Origin of the sequence: Pedobacter ginsenosidimutans (assembly GCF_001442625.1) — a bacterium.
Lineage (GTDB): Bacteria > Bacteroidota > Bacteroidia > Sphingobacteriales > Sphingobacteriaceae > Pedobacter > Pedobacter ginsenosidimutans.
In genome coordinates this window covers 1-20,687 of record NZ_LMZQ01000049.1, presented here as the reverse complement: position 1 = coordinate 20,687, position 20,687 = coordinate 1, and the positions used below count along the sequence as shown (strand labels likewise).

The following is a 20,687-nucleotide window of genomic DNA, read 5'->3' as shown; positions in this document are numbered from 1 at the left end:
TGTAGATCTGATAGGTTTGTCCATTCCAGCCCATCATCCTTAACCGCTTTTAGCCAAGCATTTTTACTATTTGCCACATCCAGTGATATACCAAGAACCTCAAAATTACGGTCTTTGTATTTTTTGTACTGGGAAATGATATTCGGGTTTTCTGCTCTGCATGGCGCACACCAGCTTGCCCAGAAATCCAGAAGTACATATTTCCCCCTGAAACTATCCAGCCCCCTCAACCTGCCCAAAGTGTCCGGCAGTTTAAAATCGGGTGCCTGTTGACCGACAGCAATGTTATTTAGTATTTTGATCGCATCGCCAAATTGCTTTCCGGCTATACTCTGCTTTACCCCTGCAGAAAGCGCATTGTAGAGCGGGGCTACCTCATCAACATCTATTATTGGCCCGGCATAGGACCTTAAGACCGCAAGACTTGCCATCAGACCTGTATTTTTCAGTACAAAATCACGCTGAAGCGCACGCTGCCTGAAAACAAGATTCTGGTTTTTCCGTCTTATATCAGATATAAAGGCTGTATCCGCTCTTTTGTCTGGGGTTAGCAGGTACAGCAAAGACCGCTGTGCCTTCACAAGAGTACCGAACTTCTGTTTAAACTGCTGGTTGGCCAGATTCTCATCATCACCCAAAATTTCAGCCGTGGCTATGGAATCGGCACCCTTTATTACCAGCGCTTTGTTACCGATAAAGATATCGGTCTGGTCAGCGTTTTTCTTCACCGTATAATGGCCAGCTAAACTGAGGAGTAAATTTGCCTGAGTGGTTTCATCCACAGTCCCATCAAAATGAAAGCTGCCATCCTCAAGCCTAACCGAATCCAATACCTGCCTATGATCTTTCCCGATATAGGATAAAAACAATATCCCTTTGGGATCAACCCTATTGAGCCTGCCGTCAATGCTGAAGCTATTTCCTTTAGGACCACCGCCCAACAGCTCATCAATCAACTCAAGGTTCTCTTTAGAGGAGGGTACAGGAGCCTGAAAACTGGCAACCTTAAAATCTCTTCCGATAATAATTGTCCTTGGGATATTCACTACCTGGTAATCCTTTAGCATGCTTCTGGCAATATGCCATTGCAAACCGTCCGCCTTCCTCGAGGCCACATTCTTTTTCCATCCATCAGTACTCTCATCGATCGAAAGTGAAACAAATGCCACCCCACTGTTACCCACATACTGCGCCTTAAGTTTTTCAAAAGCAGGCATTTCCTGAAGGCATGGCCCGCACCACGTTGCCCACAGATCAATAAAGATTACCTTTCCTTTCAGATCCGATAAGCGCACAGTTCTGCCTGAAAGTTCGATCGCAGAAAAATCAATTGCAGGATCTCCATTGCCGTAATGCAAAAGACTGTTTTTCACCTGTATCGCAGCAAGCCTGTAGGGCGGATATTTTATCCTGTCAAGCCGGTCAGAAAAAGCAGCAATTTTTGTCTTGTCCTCGGTTTCCCTCATCACCTGCACAAGTGAATCAGCCCTGATCCAGTCTATCATCCTTGACTGTGACTCTCCCCCTTGCTTTTTAGCTACCTGTCCAACAATATCCCTGAACACAACCAGCTGGAGAAATCTGGGGTCCTTCAGATCACGCGAGTAGGCTTCCAGGGTCGGCTGAGCCAGCGCAGCAAAAGTCCTGATGTAGCTTTTGGCAGAATCTGCACTCAGTTTTAATTTCCGGGGAGCATAATAAGGTACAGAAGTTATGCTATTGATCACGTCAGCCTTTATTCTTGCAGCTTCAAGAACCCTGAACTGGCTGCTCACCCCTTTTAGCCGATTGAGCTCCAGTTTCCTTAGCACTGCTTTTTCAAGGATTAACTTTAACTGTGTCCCTGGATCTGCGCTGATACTTTTACCTGATTCAAGGTAGGAACCGCCTTTGGGAAAAGGTGTATCCCTTAAGTAGATATTCTTACTGCTGCCCCTTCCCTTAAAGACAGACTGGGCCGGGTTTAAATGACTGATATCCACCTTTAGTTTATCCCCCGGGGTGAGGTATAATACATTGCGACCGATCCTGTAATAACCTGGTCTGGGCAGATTGAATGCAATGCTGAAATTCCCCAAAGAATCGGTCTTAACGCTCGGATTCTTATCCTGTGGCCTGAGATACTGAAATTCGGAAATGTCTTCTACTTTGACCTCCCTCTGCAAGGAACGGAATTTTCCATGAATGGAAACCTGCTGCGCAGATGCCCCGGTAAAGGTGATCATCAGGCAACAAGTTATAATGTTTCTCAGTTTCATCATTATGGATTATTTGGCATTCCAGGGTTGGCATCAATTACCTTCTGTGTAAAACGGAGCGTAAAGCGGTCCGGTGTCAGTATATATTCGGTCACTTTGCCCGTAGCATCATAGTAGCGGTGTTTATAAACAGTCGAGGAGAACAAAGGATCTGTTGACAACCGTCTCATATCAAACCACCTGAAACCGTTAACGGCAAACTCCCTGGTCCTTTCATCGATCACAAACCTGATCAGGGCGGTTTTATCGCTTATGGTAACTTTTGCATCTGCCGCCGGCATGCGTGTAGTCCTGAAGGCCTCCAAGATAGCAATGGCATCAGCAGTTCTGTCCGTTCTGGCCAGGCATTCTGCCCTGAGCAACTGTATATCGGCAAGCCTGATCCCGATTTGTACCACTGTTCCGCTGTTTCTCCGAAGCGTTCCTGCAATAGGGAGCGCAGCGCCACCATTTTCTTTGGAACTGAAAAACCTCAAGCGCATGTCTGAGGATTTGAAAAGTGCAGCAGCTTCAGGGGTAAGCAAGATATCCGAACGGTCTGCATTGAAAGCGCCGGCGTTCACCTGTTTGCAAAAAATATTTTCGGTATTCAGCCAGGCCGTAGGGTAAAGACTCTGAAAGCCTGCAGGATTGGTTGTTGGATTGTAGCCCCAAGCGCCTGCCGTACCCGCATTTGCCATCGTTATGTTGAGATTATAAAAAGCTACCGGATAATTTGTGGGAAGATCATCAATGCTACTGTTCAGGTATGGCAGTGCATCTGAATAACGCCCCATAAAAACAAGCACCTTGCCCAATAGGCCTTCTGCCCCGGCCTTTCCAAGACGCGCACGTATCGAAGTGTTCTTTGGCAATAAGGGAATGGCTTCGGTAAGGTCCCTGATCATAAAATCATAGACAGCCTGAACGGTTGCCCTGGTGAATTTGGTTTCCGCAACGTCCGCTACCGTGATAATCGGAAAGGCGAGATCGGTTGAAGCTGTAGCGGGGCTGTAGGGCTTTCCATAAAAGTTCACCAGCATAAAGTAACACCAGGCACGGTTAGCAATGGCCTCGGCATAAAGTGCCTTTTTCTGTTCATCGGTACCGCCTGTTGATTCGGGCACCTCGGTTGCAATTTTATTATAGGTATAAAGCTGGGTCATAATGCCCTTCATTTCGGCATTGTCATCCTCCGGATTGTAGAGATCCTTATCATACCTAAAAAAACGTTGGGTCCTTAAAGCAGCACCCGAGAAATAAGGTTCTGTACTCAGTACTTCATCTCCTAGGATTAGCTGCCCATTGGGATATTCGGTTACCCCTGTTCCGGTATTGATCAGTGCGGTATTATTGAACAGTAGATTGTAATCAGAGGTACTTTGAGCAATAAGCTTTCCTTTTGGCTTTAGGTCTAGGTATTCTCTCTGGCATGCAGAACCGCCGATAAGAAAGATAATTGCGGCAAGCGCTATATATATATTGTTGTTTAATGCTTTCATCTTTTAAAAATTTACATGTGCGCCAAAAGAAACTGTATGCTGATTGACAGGGAGCGTCCTGGCTCCTCCCAAAGTACTGGCAGAATTGGTGGCCAGGCCTGTTGGGTCCTGAAATTCCGGATCAATACCATAGCTGTTGGCTTTCCAGAGCATAACGTTGGAAAGTTGAGCCCGAAGCGTAATCCCCTTGACATTGATCTTTGAGAGCAGGGATTTTGGAAGCTCGTATGAAAGGGTAACATCCCTGAGTTTGATGAAACTTGCATCAAGGACATTGATGTCTGCCATGGTATAATAGCCTACGTTACGCTGACTCGCGCTGGTTCCAGAGGCAGCTATAAATGCCGGAATATTGGTATTCCTTTCATCACCGGCTACCTTCCACCTGTCGGCGAATTCCTGGTTTTCATTGGCAATCAACCTTCCCCCTGAAAAAAGCGTGGTTACATCACGGCGCATTACATGGCCAAGGTTGTACACCACATTTGCACTCAGGCCAAAAGCACCATATCTGAATACGTTGGTCAGTCCACCGCTCCATACAGGCTGATAAGTACCCTTGTAAACGATGTCCGCAGGTGTAGTGGCATTGATTGCCTTGGTAACCGAACCGTCCGCACGATAGACCTGGGGATCGCCCACATTATCCAGGCCTGCATAACGGTAGGCAAAAACCGAAAACGCCGAATATCCGGCAAGGTAATTTTGCGAAACAAGGGCATTGCCGGTACTGATCGGTGCAGCATAAGAAAGCGATTTAATATTGTTCTTATTGTAAGCCATGTTGAACAGGGTACTCCAACCAAATTTTTCAGTTGAAATATTCTGGCTGCTCAGACTCAACTCAACCCCTTTATTGGTGATCTCCCCCATATTTCCGGTAATGCTCGTATAACCCGTAAAAGGGTTTACAGGCAGATAGCCAATGAGGTTGTCTGTATTTTTCCGGTATAGATCAACACTTGCGCTGATGCGGTTAAAGACAGTAAAATCAAGCCCTAAATTCAGGGTTTTGGTCGATTCCCAGCTTAAACGCCTGTTTGCAGGCGTACCGATCCTTACCCCTTTTCCATCAGGAAAGATACTGTTGGCTTCTGCAATAACGATGTCATAAGATGCCGCCGTACCGATGATGGGAGAAAGTCCCGTGATGCCATATGTCCCCCTAAGGATCAGCCTGTTCAGCCAGTTTACATTTTTCAAAAAATCCTCACGACTGGCATACCAGCTTAGGCCACCGCTGCCCACCGGTCTGTCCTGTGCGGATTTGTCCTTTCCAAAAAGGCTGGACTGATCGAGTCTCCAGTTGCCGTTGATGGTATATTTGTTGTTAAAAGTATAGCCCACATTGGCATAATAAGATACTACCCTGTTTTCGAGCTCACTTGCAGAGAAAGAATTATCGGCAAGGACACCGCGTGTACCGCTGTTTGGATATACTGTATTGGCAATACCTGCATTGAGCGCTTTATAATCGATAGATCCAAATGTCAAAAGATCAGGATTGTAGCCCCTTACAGTCGAAGCGTTCACCACAGTAAGCTGGTTCTGTATTTCCTGCCCGGCCAGTACCGTCAGCTGATGTTTCTGGTTGTTCCAGCTTTTGTCATAACTCAGCTGGTTCCTCACGTTCCAGTTCCGCTGGTTCTGGTTCAAATTGGTCTGCCTGCCACCGGTGACCGGCAGATAATAGGTCGGCACGCCACCTGCAGCAACCGGGGCAACAGTAAATGCCGTCAGTTCCCTTCTTACGCTGTAATTGTTCTGATCCAGAAAGGTAGTGTTCTTCAGGTTGGACTTATAGTAGCCATAAACCCCTTCGAATTTAATGCCTTTATAAGGTTTTATCGTCACCCCGGCCACAATCCTGTTGATCAGTTCATCGACTTTATTATCCCTCAGGCCCAGTTCGTCCACAGGATTATATGCCAGGCTGACCTGGCTCAGGGTTTCATAATTTTTTCTCACCCCATCTGCAAGGTTTAGCCAGGACATGGGAATACTGTTCCCTGCCCCATCCTCAAACAGTGCATAGGGGATAAAGCGGCTGTCAGGTGCGATATTATTCTGGGATGAGCGTATGTTGTTGGTCAGGTCAGTAATCAGATAGGCACTCAGTACCTTATTGAACTGCATATCCTGACGGGCATTGATTTTGTAGGAATTATTTTTTTCCCCCACAAGATTGCTCTTGCTGCCGGTATAGGCCAGAGACGCATACACGTTGTAACGTTCTCCCCCTCCCCTCATGGAAAGGGTATGGTTGGTCAGCATGGAATTTCGGTACCAGATGTCTTTAATCTGGTCAAGATTATTGGTACCGGCAAGCACATCAAGCTGGGCGTTTGCCGCTGCGGTGGTGATAGCACCACTGTTAAGGTTATAAAGGATCTGCTCATGCGGCGGTAAGGTCGGAGAAAGCGAACCGTTGGGTACGATTGCAGTCAATGGGTTCAATGTTGGATTGAAAATTTCCCTGGCAGCCTGTATAAACTGGGAGCTACTTAGTGTCCTGGCATAATTCAGGTCGGGCATGCCCCTCAAATTTACAAAGCCATCATATTCGATATCCAGACCGGATCCTGCCCTGCCCCTGCGGGTGGTAATAACAATGACACCATTAGAAGCCCGCGCTCCCCAAACAGATGCAGCAGTAGCGTCTTTTAACACCGTGACATCTTCTACGTCATTGGGATTGATAGAGGAAATATCGCTGATGGGGAAACCGTCTACAACATATAATGGCCCTCTTGCAGCATTGATCGTGGTTACCCCACGCACCAGGACCTGGCTGGACGAGTATGCCGGATCGCCAGGTGCATTATTGATCGTCAGCCCGGGAATAAGGCCGTCCAGTCGCTGTATAACATTCATAGATCCCGTACGGGCGGCAAAAACCTTCATATCGGGTTTTGCAAAACTGCCTGCACTTCTTTCTTTGGATAGCGTCTGGATCCCGGTAGAGACAACCGATACACTTTTAAGCGCTTCGCTCTGCTGCCTGAGCACGACCTTGATCAGCGTATTTGCATTGCCGATGGCAACCGACTGCTCTATGTAGCCGATATAGCTCACCAAGAGCGAAGTATTGCTGCCCGGATCATTTATAAAAAACAGACCATCAATATCGGTCTGAGCAAGTATCTTTCCATCCGGACCTTTTATGGAAGCACCGGCCAGGGGAAGCCCCTGTTCATCGGTGACCTTGCCCCTTACAGGCACTGCTGCCTGAATTTCAACTTTGGTAAAAGTAATCAGGTTGTCGTTGATAAACTTATAGGTAAATCCAGATCCTTTCAGAACCATATCCAAAATCTCAGCAACCGGTCTGTCCACGGCCCTGATATTCACCATCTTTGCAGATGGAAAATTATTGTTACTGTATAGGAAAGAGTAACCGGTCTTGGTCTCGATATCTTTGATGACCGTTTCCAGGGTGGTTTTCTTTAGGTTTAGCGAAATTTTTTTGCCCTGTGGAAAGACTGCAGCAGATAAATGCAGCAGGCCGGCCAGTAACAAAAAACAGGTTAGTTTCATAATCTTTATGATCTTACGGAATAAGGGATCGGGCTGATATGCCCACATCGATAGTTTGGTCTTCATGTTTGGTTAATTGTCAAAAAAGTACGATACCGCATTACCCGTTTTTTAATAAAATCGGATAATTGCCATATTCTTATTACTTTTAAGAAGATTTAGGTTAATTAAAGCAGCCTCATCGCAAATTTGTCTGCTTAGTTAATTTGTTATCGGCAGGGATCTACCTTTGGTATTTCCCTGTTATTTTTCTAGTAAATATTTATCCGTTCGCCCTCCTTCCTATAGTTAAAATCCTGTGATGTCTTCAGGGCATCCAAAATATCGATCAATCCGGTATCATTGAAGGTCCCGGTAAACCTGTATTTTAAAAGATTAGGATTGTCAATGGTAATGGTCACATTATACCAGCGTTCTAAAAGCACAGCAACTTCCCTAAAACCCTGGTCATCAAAGCTCAAGCGGTTATGAATCCATTCGATGTCCCTGGGTGGTGTACTGGCCAGCTCCGGTCTTGGTGCAGTAACTATAAAATCCCTGCCCCTGGAAACCAGCTGCTTTGAGGGTGTCAGCATCACGCCTGATCCCAGGACAAATTTTTCATTCGGCTTAAGGGTAACGAGTGCTTTGTTAGATGCGGGAAGAAAGATCTGTATTGCCCCCCTGATCAGTGAGGCCTCTGTTGTCTCACCCAGGTAGGATCTGACATTGAAAAGGGTACCCAGCACCCTGATATCCATTTTTTTGCTGTGCACGATAAATGGTTTCCGTACATCATGCACAACATCAAAATAAGCTTCGCCAACCAGGTCGACCTTTCGTTCCGGCCCATCAAAATTGCCAGAATAATGCAGTTCACTTTCCGAATTGACGATAACAACTGAACCGTCAGGCAGTACCACCTTCTTCTTTTCTCCTTTTTTGGTGATCACCGCCAATAGACTTACAGGTTGAGGGCTGCTCTTGCCCAGCTTGAAAGTCAATAAGGCAGCCATACAAATCACAAGCAATGCTGCGGCAGCCCAATAATATGGAATGAAACTACGTGGAGGATTTTCCCTGGACGAAATGAGCAGGTTTACACGATCCAAAATCCTGCCCTCTCTATCCTCTTCCGCCGGCGCATTATAATCCCTGGACTGTCCATAGTCAAAGTATGCCTCGAGAAGAGATTTCTGTTTATCGCTTATGTTCCCCTTGACATACCTGCGGGCCAATCTTTTAAAAAAATTCTTTTTCATCCGGTCTGACATGATCTGGCCTGACTGTAATGTACCGGGCCATATAAATCATGTACCCTGAGAAGGGCACATCACCCAAAGAAAATTTATTATTATTTTAAAAGACGAAATGTTCAGTGTCTGGAGTACAGCGCAATGATGGCCTCAATCAGCACAAATGAGGACGCCATAGAGGCCTTTATTTTTTTTAGCGCAATATTCAGCTGATTATCAACCGTTTTTGGTGAAATACCCATATAAACCGCTATCTCTTTAGTGCTCATATGACTATTCCTGCTCATATTGAATATCTCGCGGCACTTCGGCGGTAAGCCCGCCACGGTTTCATCAAGAATCCGCTTGATGTCTCCCAAGGCTAGGTTATGTTCACCCTCATTTGTAGAAAAGTTCAGGATAAAATCCCTTTCCACATGTGCAGCTATGATCTTGTTGTGCCTGATAACCTTGAATACCTGAAAACGTACAGACTGAAAAATATAGGATTTAAGGTTATCAATAACAGTTTTGTTCCGCCTTAACCAAATTTCTGCAAAGACTTCCTGAACCGCATCCTCGGATGCAGGGACATCCTGAAGTATCTTGTATGCCAGTTGAAAAGACATTTCCCAATAACGGTAATAGAGCATATCAAAAGCATCCCGTATGTCCTTTTTCAGGAGATCAAGGAGCTCCTGATCAGAATAATTTGTCTGCTTCATTGACGGTGAATCAAAATACGTTCCCAATATAGTATTTAATACGCATAAAATTATCCACGCTCATCAAAATCCCCGACCCAACCGAAACACACAATTGGCTCTAATGCTAACCCGATTTCTAAAGTTGGCCATTTTTTGCTCCGAAAGGATATTAACTCCCCGGTGGAACAGAAAACTTGCAGGAGTACTTCAATTCAAATGTCCGCATTCGAGATTAGCAAAAGAAGTTTTTCAGATTTGGCGACGTTAACAATTCTAGTAACTCATCAAGATTTATCTGTAACTACCTGATCGTGAGATAGATTTCTTTCCTAATACAATCAGGCAAAGTTAGTCGTGTTTTACTTAGAACTAAGCGTGTCCATATGCTGCATTGCGGTCAATAGCAATAAATGATCTCCGTTAAAAACGGCAGTCTGAGTTTTCAGCTTTTAAACTGTTGTAATTTTGCTGGGCACCGGACGGAACGCAGTGATTGTTCCGTTTTTCCAGGAACAACCCTTACCAGGTACTGGACAACATCAGCAATGCTTCAGTAATGAACAGGTTTCTGCCGACCTTTAATGCCGACTAACATTTCTCTATTTACACCTGTGTTTAGTCTACTGTGAAATATTTGAGACCAAGCGAAGTGCTATTTGCCTTTCTGATGGCATTTGCCAAAGCCTTATCGTTTGAAAGTTTCTTCTGATATGATGGGATCATCTCCTTCATTTTCGATTGCCATTCTGGAGTAGCCATTTCTTTTGGGAAACATTTTTTTAATACTGTGATCATGATATCAACCGATGTTGATGCACCTGGTGAAGCACCCAACAGAGCGGCTAAACTTCCATCTTTTGCACTTACCACCTCTGTGCCAAACTGAAGCACTCCTCCTCCTTTTTTATCTTTTTTGATAATCTGCACGCGTTGTCCGGCAGTTTCAAGTTTCCAATCTGAGGCCTTCGCCTCAGGAAAATATTCTTTCAGGGCATTTAAACGTGCTACATTTGATTGGCTAACCTGACTAATTAAATATTTAGTCAACGGAATATTATCCGCTCCGGCAGACATCATTGGCCAAATGTTTTTTAATGTGATTGAGCGGGTTAAATCGAGATAAGAACCTTGTTTTAAAAATTTAGAAGAAAAACCGGCATAAGGACCAAAGAGCAAAGCTTTTCTACCATTGATAATTCTTGTATCCAGATGCGGAACAGACATTGGTGGTGCACCAACTCCGGCCTTACCATAAACTTTGGTGATGTGCGTGGCTATAATATCCTGATTATTGCATACCATCCATTCGCCACTTACCGGAAAACCACCGAAACCCCTTCCTTCAGGGATTTTCGATTTCTGCAATAACCGCAACGCTCCGCCTCCGGCGCCGATGAATACAAATTTAGCTTTTATGTTTCGCTCCTTTTCTGTTTTGTTATCCCGTACGGTAACCAGCCATGTACCATCTTCCAGGCGTTTCAGATTTCTCACTTCATGGTTCAGTGCTACCTTTACACCCTTTTCTTTTTTTAAAGAGGCCACTAATCCTCTTGTTAAACTTCCGAAGTTAACATCTGTCCCAATGGCCATATAAGTTGCGGCAACCTTCTGTTTCCTGTTTCTTCCTGTCATCACCAAAGGCATCCATTTAGAAAGTGTATCAAAATTTTCAGAATACTGCATGCCTTTAAACAGCAATTGCTTACTTAAAACATTATAACGTTTTTTAAGGTATTCTACATTTTTATTCCCCCATACGAAACTCATGTGCGGCACATTGTTGATGAACGATTTAGGTTCAGGAAGTTTTCCCTTATTTACCATATAAGCCCAAAATTGCTTGGAAATTTCGAACTGCTCATTAATGGATACGGCTTTGTTAAATTCTATTGTGCCATCCGGACGCTGTGGTGTGTAATTCAGTTCACAGAAGGCAGAGTGCCCTGTTCCGGCATTATTCCATGCGTCAGAACTTTCAGCAGCAACAAGATCCAGCCGCTCATAAATATTAATTTTAAGTTGTGGGTTGAGTGTCTTCATCATTGAGCCCAATGTGGCGCTCATTATTCCAGCCCCCACCAGCACAACATCCGTCTGCTCATCCACCTCTTTATTCTTGCATCCTATACCAAAGCCTACTAAAATGATCAGTAGGTATGAAATTGATTTTTTCATAATTTTAATTTCTAAATTTATTTACGGAGCGCTATGACTCGCTCCTTGAAATGACTAATGCGGCAACGGCGTGCCCTATTGTATTGGTTATTGCCCGTGCTTCGCTCATAAAGCGATCGATACTCAGCAATATGGCTAATCCTTCAACCGGGATTTTATGAATGCTGCCCACAGTGGTTACCAAAGCTAAAAACCCTGTTCCGGGAATGCCCGAGGCACCTTTAGAAGTAAGCAAGATAACCACCACCATTCCACAAATTTCGGCAAATGAAAAATTTACATTGTAAAGCTGGGCCAGAAACATTACTGCCATCCCCAGGTAAATGCTGGTTCCATTTAAATTTAGCGAATTTCCCGTCGCAGTAACCAACATCACCACAGGCCTCTTCAGGCCAAGCTTTTCCAGTTTTTCCAGCAGCAAGGGGATCACAGAACTTGAGGAAGAAGTTCCCAGTGCATAAAGCAGCTCATTTTTAATCGAGCCTAAAAACGTAAAAAGGTTCACTTTTAAACCTGCTAAAAAAGAGCCAAGTACAATAGCAACAAACAGGAACATTGTGATATAAGTTCCGGCAAGCATTTTTCCTATTGGTACCAGCCTATCCAAACCAAAGCGGCCAACTGTATAGGCAATACCACAGAAGGTAACAATTGGAGCCAGTAAAAAAATAAATCTCAATAACCTGAGCAAAACCGATTTCATTTGTTCGAATACCTTTACTACCTGATCGCGCTTTGCCAAACGGTTGATAAAAATACCAATGGCAACTGCCAGCACAAATAACAACAACATGCTATTCTGCATCACCACCTTAAGCCAACCCTCATAATCGGCAGAAATTAATCTGGCAGAGGGCATGGATTCAACTAAACTCCTGTCTATTCTCCCAGGACGAATGATCAATGCACTGCAAATACCAAAAACAATGGCCAGTGTACTTACCACAGCAAAGTAAATAATGGCTTTAGCGGTAATTCTTCCGGCCAGTTTAAGATTTTCTAAACTTCCGAACACGCTTACTATGCTGAGAAAAATTACCGGCGGTACAAAGGGCTCAATAACGGAAACGAATGATCTGGCCACCCACTGCAACCTCACTGCAAAACCAGGAAAGTACACCCCAACCATTGCGCCCAATAAAATGGCAGCAAAAATCTGTAAGCTCAAATACATGTTCAGCTTATCAATAACCGGGTTTATTTTCTTTATCAGCGTCAAATTTTTGCGGATGATCTTCAATATAACAATATTTCTACACAAATGATGGTGCTGCATCCCTTATTACGGTACTTGCCAATGCTGCGTAATCAGAAAAATGATCTTCAAACAAGAGCGCTAACTCAGCAGCTTTTTGATCATATTCGTCTGCATCGTCCCAAAGTGACCTGGGATTTAGAATTTCAGCAGGTACCCCCGGGCAGTATTGCGGCACAGCAAACCTGAAAACGGGATGATGAGCGAACGTAGCATTTTCAAGATGCCCGCCCATAGCTGCAGCAATAAGTGCCCTGGTATACTTCAGGCTGATTCTATTTCCCTTTCCATAAGCACCACCAATCCATCCTGTATTTACCAACCAAACATTTATCTCCGGATGCTCATCAAGTTTCGCGCCCAGCAGTTCGGCATATCTAAGCGGGTGCAATGGAAGAAAAACACGTCCGAAACATGCAGAGAAAGTAGATTGAGGAGCAGAAATACCCATTTCTGTTCCTGCAACCTTGGCCGTATAACCCGATATAAAGTGGTACATGGCCTGCCCTTTATTCAGCTTGCTGATGGGAGGTAAAATCCCAAAAGCATCGCAGGTTAAAAAGAAAATGTTTTTTGGTGTGCTACCTGTAGATACCTTTTTGGCATTGTCAATAAAATCAATCGGGTAGGCCAATCTTGTATTTTCTGTTTTGGTTGTATCCGAAAAATCGACCGCTCCGGTAGCAGGATTAACCACAAGGTTTTCCAAAAGTGCACCAGGTTTAATAGCGCCGAAAATTTCAGGTTCTTTTTCAGGATTCAGATCAATGGCCTTCGCATAACATCCTCCCTCAAAATTGAAAATTCCCTCATCAGACCAACCATGTTCGTCATCACCGATCAGCAAACGGCTGGCATCTGCACTTAAAGTTGTCTTTCCCGTACCCGACAAACCAAAAAACAACGAAACATCGCCATTAACGCCTTCATTCGCAGAACAATGCATACTTAACACACCTTTTTCTTCAGGTAAAATATAGTTTAACACGCTGAAGATTCCTTTTTTCATTTCTCCTGTATAGGCTGTTCCTCCAATGAGAATGATTTTGCTTGTAAAATTTACTACCGTGAAGTTCTTCGCCCTTGTACCATCCACCTCAGGATCGGCCTCGAAACCAGGCACCTGCAAAATGAGCCATTCTGTTTCACCGGTAATGACATTTTTTTCATCAGGCCTTAAAAACAGGTTATAACAAAATAAATTCGCCCATGGTGTTTCGTTCACAATTCTGATGCTTAAATGATGTCTCGTGTCGGCACACGCATAAGCATCCCTAACCCATACTTCCCTCTCGGCCAAATATGCCCGTATTTTGCTGTACAGGCCATGAAAATGTGCTTCAGAAATAGGTCTGTTAACATCGCCCCAATCTACAGTATCCCGAGTGGTATCGTCAATTACCGTAAATTTATCCTTCGGAGAGCGGCCCGTAAAAGCACCTGTATCCACACACAGCGCGCCACTGCTGCTTAAACTACCCTGTTGGCGTTCTAATGTTTGACTAACCAGTTTTTCTGGACTTAACTGATAATGCACCTGCTTACCGTAAACGCTGAAGCTTAATTCGTTGAATGTTTCTGCTGTATTCATTTTATTAGATTTAGTATACAAATTCTTGCTTAACCATTTTCTTTTCTATTTCTATCAATTTGGGATCTTGCGCCACTTCAACATTGGGATGGAACTCATTTTCGCTTTTCGAAATCACAATAGTAGCCACGCCGTTTCCGATGATATTGGTAATGGCACGCGCCTCGCTCATAAACTTATCTACCCCAAGCAGAAAAGCCAATCCTTCGATAGGAATTTTATGGATGGCTGCCAATGTTGAAGCAAGCACGATAAAACCACTTCCTGTAACGCCTGCTGCGCCCTTTGATGTAACCATCAGGATACCGATGATGCTGAGCATTTCCCATACAGAAAGCTGAACGCCGTACAACTGCGCAAGAAAAATAACCGACATAGAGAGATAAATCGATGTCCCATCCAAATTGAAAGAATAACCGGTTGGAATAACCAACCCAACTACAGATTTACTGCAGCCCATTTTTTCCAGTTTCTGCATAATGGAAGGCAATGCAGATTCTGACGAGGAGGTTCCAAGCACAAGTAAAAGCTCTTCCTTAATGTATCTGATGAATTTCCAGATGCTCATTTTGTAGTATTTCATAATTCCACCAAGAATCAGAAAGATGAACAGGCCCATTGTTAAATACACTGTTCCCATCAATTTGGCTAAAGGAACCAGCGTGTGCAGGCCAAACTTACCGATGGTGTACGCCATGCCGCCAAAAGCACCGAGGGGAGCGAGATACATCACATATTTTAATCCTTGAAAAACAATTTTGGATGCATAACTCAAACCACTCACCGCTTTTTCACGGTGCCTTGAATAATTCAAAATGATGCCACAGATGATGGCTACCAGTAATACCTGAATGGTGAGGTTGCTCATAAAGAAACTTATCCAATCGAAACTTTTAGCAGGTGCAGATGTGTATTTTGAAGCATTCTGAATCTGTAAGCCAGATTTATCAATATTACCCGGTTTAATTAAAACCGCCATCAGAATACCGATAGCCAAAGAAACGGTAGATACTACTTCGAAATAAATCAGCGATTTAAGTCCGATTCGGCCCACCTTTTTTAAATCGCCCATACCGCTGATGCCCAGAACAATCGTTAGGAAGATGATCGGCGCGATAAAGAGCTTAATGATATCGATAAAAGTTTTACCGATAATTTCCATTTTAACGGCCGTTACCGGTGCATAACTGCCCAGTACTATACCGGCAATAATGGCCACCAGTACCCAAAAGGTAAGGTTAGATAAAATTCGCACCCAAATGCTCCTGGAGCCTTTGATTTGCTGATCTGCTGGTTGAAGATTTTTTTTAGTTAACATGTTGCGCTGTTTTTATTAATCTATATTGATATGGTACATAAGAACAAACATCATTTTCCTTTCAGAAACTTTGAGTTCAGTTCCCTGAAGCCTGTAAATGGGTCTGCTCTGTGCATTGAAAACAAATTTGGAAGCATGGTCTCTCAGTAACAGACTAAGGCCAAGATCGTAGGTAAACATAGGGTTAGACAAGCGTTCGAACTTAGAATACTGAATCGCGATGGCAGGCATTAACCTGGCTTTCTTTTTCTGCTGATTGAAATAAGGAAGTGTAAAACCCGTCTGGAAAATCAAACTGTTTCCGGTCCCTACCACAGGATAACTATTGCCGGCACCGTTAAACGAGGCAGTTGCGGCATCCAGGCCGTTTGAAATGTTGTTAATTCCGAGGTTCCGGATATAACCAGGCCCATAATCATGGTGAAAAACCGCTGCATAAACATTAAATGAAGTTCCTTTTTGAAGGTTTATTGGTGTATCGAAAAATGCATCTGCACTATAGAGTTTCATATCATTCAGCACAGTATCGGTACCAGCCAGGTGCCATAACAAGTCCTTTTGTAATTCGGCCCCGATGCCAACCGCAAGTACTTTTTTCTTGCCGAGATAACTCCCTGCAGAAGTGGGTCCCGCATTGCTTTCCTGCTCAAAAAACTGCCATTTTAAGTATGCAGATAGATTTGGTTTCGCCGAAAGGTTATTGAAGCCCGAAACGTTCTGAACCGGCTTAGCGGTTAATGGCACATAAGGTTTCGCCAGAATAACACGGTAATCCAGCCTGCCGAACTGGCCTTTTGCAAATATATTCAGGTTGCGTAGCGTCAAATCAGTGCGGTTTACATTTCCTAAATCCAAAAAAGGGACATCGTACAATAAAGTAGCCGTAGGTCCGGAGGCAAACCGGGTAAGCCCCTTCCAATTAGAACGGCCGGCCCCCAAACTTAACTTCCCGCTAAATTTATATTCCCCAAACGCATCAAGCAGATCAAAGGCACTTTCATTGTCATTTAAATAGGTTAAGTTGGTTGTGCCGCCCTGAAAAACCAAGGTGAGGTTATCAATAGGATAAATGATCATTTTCATCCTTAACCTTCGTAACGAAAGATCTGCAGTACTTTTGGTTAGGCTTTCATTCACCTTGCTCCCTGGGTTTAACTGTGTATACCTGGCCCAAAACTGTCCGTAGCCCGAAAATTTTATAAAATGCGACTTATCTTCATTGAGGTAGGCAACGAGTGGTTTGTTCTGCTTTTTATCCTGAGCGGATGCGTAATTAAAAAAAAAGCTGCAGATTACCCAGATGAGGTACAACCGAACCCTAAGATTTGGAGCGACTTTCTTTTTATAAAAAACAGATTTGTTAGCCATGATTGATTGTTGCCTATTTATTGAAATAGTGAATCCTATGTTTATATTTGGTTAATTCAGATACAAAAACAGATGTAACTGAATATTAAAGATGAACATAAGTGATGCTGGAAAATATTTATATCAGTAAACGACAGAAATTATAAGCGAACTACAGAAACCAGACAGTTGCAATGATTCTTTTAATCAATTTAGTCTTCCTTATCCTGATTCTCCGGGTTTCTTTTGAAAAAAGGGTGATGGATTTCCTATTGAACGGGAGGTGGCCAGGCGTAATCACCATGCAGCACATATTATTCTGGATTGCTTTTTCTGGTGTTAGCAGCTACATTTATTTTAGTTTCTTTAGTATGGGGGAGGCTGCCCTGGCGATGCTGTTTATGCTATCAATCAATATTCCGGTTTACCTGCTCTGCTTTAAGAAACTCGTTCCGGAATTTTATCAGCAGGCCAGATATGGCGAATATGTGCGTTACACCGCATCGCTATTTGTAATTTCCAGCCTGATCAGAATATTGGTTGAACCAGAACTTTTTAGCGCTTTTAGATCGGGAGATGGAAAATACCTTTTTATGGTCTATTTTATGCAGGCCATAATTATTCTCGTGCCTTCTATGCAAAGCATTTCGAAATACAAGCTCATTGCCGAGCGGGAGTTATCGGCGCTTAGCATCAGAAAAAAAGAAGCAGACATGGAACTTCTAAAATCTAAAATAAATCCACACTTCCTGTTTAACACACTCAATAATATTTACTCCCATAGCTATGCTACAGATGGAAGTTCTGCTGATTTAATTAAGCAGCTCAGCCTCCTGATGCAATACACCACCTATGAAATGGAGAAAAAAAAGATCCCTGTTGAGCGCGAACTCCAGATGATTGCTGCGCTCAGTAAACTTTATCAATTGAAAAGTAACAGAGAACTGAATCTGATCATGAATTTTGATTCCAGTGAGCTTATCAGTGTTGTTGAAATTCCACCTACGGTTTTCCTTACACTTTTTGAAAATGCCGTAAAGTATTCGGCCATGGGCAGAGATGAACACGCACAAATTACTGCAACACTATTGTTCAGGACATCGGAAGTGGAGTTTAATATTTTAAATTCCATATCTGAAAAGAAGATCGAGGATGATGCCATCAACTACCGTGGAGCGGGACTTAAAGTTTTAACCATGATTCTGCATCAGGAATATGGAGAAAAATACGAGATGAAAACTGAACAAAACGAAACTACTTATTTCACTAAACTGATCATCAGCATATGAAACCCGTAAAAGCAATTTATGTTGACGATGAAGCGCCGGCACTGGATCTGATCAGCAAGTATTGTGCTTCGATTGACGAAATTGAGCTGCTGGCCTGTTTTCTAGATCCAACAGAGGCTGTTATTTACGAGCGAATGGATGAAGTGGATCTGCTTATTCTTGATATCGAAATGCCCGGAATTTCTGGTACAGAAATGGTTGGACTGGTGCCGAATGGCAAGCTATGCATTTTCATCACTGCTGATCCAATCCACGCGGCAAAAGCTTATGACATGGATGTAATTGATTATTTGGTTAAGCCAGTATTTCCCGAACGTTTTTTGAAAGCCATTCAAAAAGCAACCGATTATTTAAAATTTACCGGGCTTGATCAGGAGAGCGATTTTCTGGTTTTTAAATCGGATTACATGGTAAACAAACTCCCAACAAAAGATATCTTATGGATTGAAGGTTTTGGAGAATACCTAAAAATCATCACTCGCTTTAAACAATATATGGTTTTACAGCGACTATCTGATTTTATGGAGAAAAATGAAAGATTAGGCTTCGTAAGAATCCACAAATCCTATATTGTTCACGAGAAAAAGGTAAAATCGCATAATTCACAATTTGTGTTCTTGGCTGACGAAAAACAATTGCCAATTGGCAGAAAGTATAAAAATTGTTTTAAATAAATATCAGATTGGAGATTTCGCTGAAATCCACGGAAGTCCCTTTAAGCTCGTTTACCCAGCCCAAGTGTGTGATTGCGACATTTGGATTTTCATGATTTCCATTGTTTTTAATTTTACACCAACATCATATGAGAATATAATATATTTCAGCCCGCTATAAACTGTAAAAAAACAAGAAGCGCTATCTGATTTAAGATCTAAGGGCTGTTGAAATTTCTTAACCAGTATCAGAATCAATATTGTGATACTTCGGGTTTTCATATATACGAAAAGAGCCTCCGAATTAACGAAAGCCCTTAACGATCAACTAAACTACCCCTTCTTTAGCTAAGTACAGATCTAAGAATCAATTTACTGGATTTGTATTAACTGCTTTTTCTTTAACTTCTGTTTGCGTTTCTACCCTAACTTCCGCACCATATACAGCATTGCCATCTACACTTTCGGGAAATGTTGCAATAATCTGATTGTCTTGCCAGGAAGTAAGTGTCGGGTCTGCAAAATAAGTTTTAGTTCCATTAATGATGCGGTACATCCTTACCGAGCGCCTATCTTCGGTATTTCTTCCAAAGCCCGAGCCCGTTATCGTTACAGCCCTAATTCCCCTACTCACTGTAAAATCGTTAATCACTACTTCCCTATGGAAAGCCGACGCAAAACTACCCCATTTATTTCTCACCAGGATAACGTATGTATTTTTAAAGAATGTGAATGGTCCGCTTGTGGTAATCGTTGCCCTGTTACCCGAAACAGTAGCATTATACGCGGTGCCATCAATTGTGAACTGTAGGTTGGCATTTGGCGCTGTGGCATTGTAAAATTGTCCATCAACGGTAAAGGTGAAATTATACTGCCCGTTGGCTATAGGCGCAGCTGTAAATGTGGACGTTAAAATTGTAGGTTCTACATAAGTAAAGGTTAAGTTCCCGTTAGGATATGTGGCCTCAACGTTGTCTAAATAGATACGTATGCGCAATAAGTTTTCGGTACCGCTGAATGATGGTGCATTAAAAGATATACTTCCATTATCTACCGCGGTAATAGCTGCGTTAAAAGTACCCACCACTACTTTTACGCGGCCGACATCTGTGCCGAAATTTGCACCTTTTATCACGACTGGAGTACCATCAATACCTGATACATTTTTAACTACAGGATTTTCCTGTGTTAAGCTCCGGGCAATAATATTTTGTGCATAGGTAAACATTATGCCGTTGCTAACCACCCCGTCTACATTAACCGTTACATTACCATTGGTAGAAGAAGGTATCCTCACTTTAACGTTGGCATTGGTATAATTTAACACAGTTGCAGGTATGCCGTTAAACGCTACTGTTGGTGCATTTGTACCGCTAAAATTGGTTCCATTTATGGTTAAGGTATCGTTGGCAAAGGCCGATGTTTTGCTTAAACCGGTAATAACCGGAGAAAACTTATAGGTAAAAGCAAGCGGGTTGCTGTTTATGCCATCAACATTCACCAGCACATTACCACTGGTTGATGCTGGTAGTTTTACCTCCATACTGGTAGCCGTAACCGATATAACCGGTGCTGTTACGCCATTGAATGTAACCACAGGACTTGGTGCCCCATCGAAATATTTACCGGTAATGATTATGTTATCATCTACATAACCACTGGTTTTATTGAAGCTGACTATCTGAGGGATAAATTTAAAAACCGGGCCTTGCGAGCTTATTCCGTTTGACACCACAATAATACGTCCATTTTTACCTTCTGGTATTGTTGCCTTTATGTGACTAACAGTTGAGGATGTAATGACGGCAGGTACGCCGTTAACATTAACAGCATTATTTGCCGGGACGGCACTAAACTTC

The 20,687-nt window shown here is 43.1% G+C and carries 13 protein-coding genes; 2 read left to right on the top strand and 11 right to left on the bottom strand.

Annotation, left to right across the window (positions count from 1 at the left end):
• The 10 genes from ASU31_RS25100 to ASU31_RS25055 form a co-directional block, all read right to left on the bottom strand.
• Positions 1-2,261: redoxin domain-containing protein (locus ASU31_RS25100; protein ID WP_157258297.1), on the bottom strand; the 2,261-nt coding region annotated here is incomplete at its 3' end.
• A complete protein-coding gene (locus tag ASU31_RS25095; protein WP_057934989.1) occupies positions 2,261-3,739 on the bottom strand; it encodes a RagB/SusD family nutrient uptake outer membrane protein in 1,479 nt (492 codons plus the stop codon). The genes ASU31_RS25095 and ASU31_RS25100, both read right to left, overlap by 1 nt.
• 3 nt (positions 3,740-3,742) lie before the next feature.
• Positions 3,743-7,342, bottom strand: a complete 3,600-nt coding sequence (locus tag ASU31_RS25090) for a SusC/RagA family TonB-linked outer membrane protein (protein ID WP_083505538.1) — start codon at positions 7,340-7,342, stop codon at positions 3,743-3,745.
• A gap of 185 nt (positions 7,343-7,527) precedes the next feature.
• Complete coding sequence (locus ASU31_RS25085; RefSeq protein ID WP_057934987.1) at positions 7,528-8,529, bottom strand: FecR family protein; 1,002 nt, start codon at positions 8,527-8,529, stop codon at positions 7,528-7,530.
• Positions 8,530-8,630: 101 nt separating this feature from the next.
• A complete protein-coding gene (locus ASU31_RS25080) occupies positions 8,631-9,215 on the bottom strand; it encodes a sigma-70 family RNA polymerase sigma factor (RefSeq protein ID WP_057934986.1) in 585 nt (194 codons plus the stop codon).
• Positions 9,216-9,812: 597 nt separating this feature from the next.
• On the bottom strand, positions 9,813-11,375 hold the full coding sequence (locus tag ASU31_RS25075) for a malate:quinone oxidoreductase (protein WP_083505537.1): 1,563 nt from the start codon (positions 11,373-11,375) through the stop codon (positions 9,813-9,815).
• Positions 11,376-11,406: 31 nt separating this feature from the next.
• Positions 11,407-12,594 carry a cation:dicarboxylate symporter family transporter gene (locus ASU31_RS25070; protein WP_167346245.1) on the bottom strand — a complete coding sequence of 396 codons (1,188 nt, stop codon included), beginning with the start codon at positions 12,592-12,594 and terminating at the stop codon, positions 11,407-11,409.
• A gap of 34 nt (positions 12,595-12,628) precedes the next feature.
• Complete coding sequence (gene pckA / locus ASU31_RS25065; protein WP_057934984.1) at positions 12,629-14,221, bottom strand: phosphoenolpyruvate carboxykinase (ATP); 1,593 nt, start codon at positions 14,219-14,221, stop codon at positions 12,629-12,631.
• A gap of 10 nt (positions 14,222-14,231) precedes the next feature.
• Positions 14,232-15,539: a cation:dicarboxylate symporter family transporter gene (locus ASU31_RS25060; RefSeq protein ID WP_057934983.1), complete on the bottom strand. Its 1,308-nt coding sequence runs from the start codon at positions 15,537-15,539 to the stop codon at positions 14,232-14,234.
• A gap of 15 nt (positions 15,540-15,554) precedes the next feature.
• Positions 15,555-16,907 carry a hypothetical protein gene (locus ASU31_RS25055; protein ID WP_057934982.1) on the bottom strand — a complete coding sequence of 451 codons (1,353 nt, stop codon included), beginning with the start codon at positions 16,905-16,907 and terminating at the stop codon, positions 15,555-15,557.
• Positions 16,908-17,146: 239 nt separating this feature from the next.
• On the opposite strand from ASU31_RS25055, the gene ASU31_RS25050 reads away from it, so the two are divergent.
• A complete protein-coding gene (locus ASU31_RS25050) occupies positions 17,147-18,175 on the top strand; it encodes a sensor histidine kinase (protein ID WP_057934981.1) in 1,029 nt (342 codons plus the stop codon).
• Positions 18,172-18,849, top strand: coding sequence for a LytR/AlgR family response regulator transcription factor (locus tag ASU31_RS25045; protein ID WP_057934980.1), 678 nt, complete (start codon positions 18,172-18,174; stop codon positions 18,847-18,849). The genes ASU31_RS25050 and ASU31_RS25045 overlap by 4 nt, the downstream gene beginning before the upstream one ends.
• Positions 18,850-19,195: 346 nt before the next feature.
• Here ASU31_RS25045 and ASU31_RS25035 read toward each other — a convergent pair.
• The coding region (locus ASU31_RS25035; protein WP_157258295.1) for an IPT/TIG domain-containing protein at positions 19,196-20,687 on the bottom strand (1,492 nt) is incomplete at its 5' end.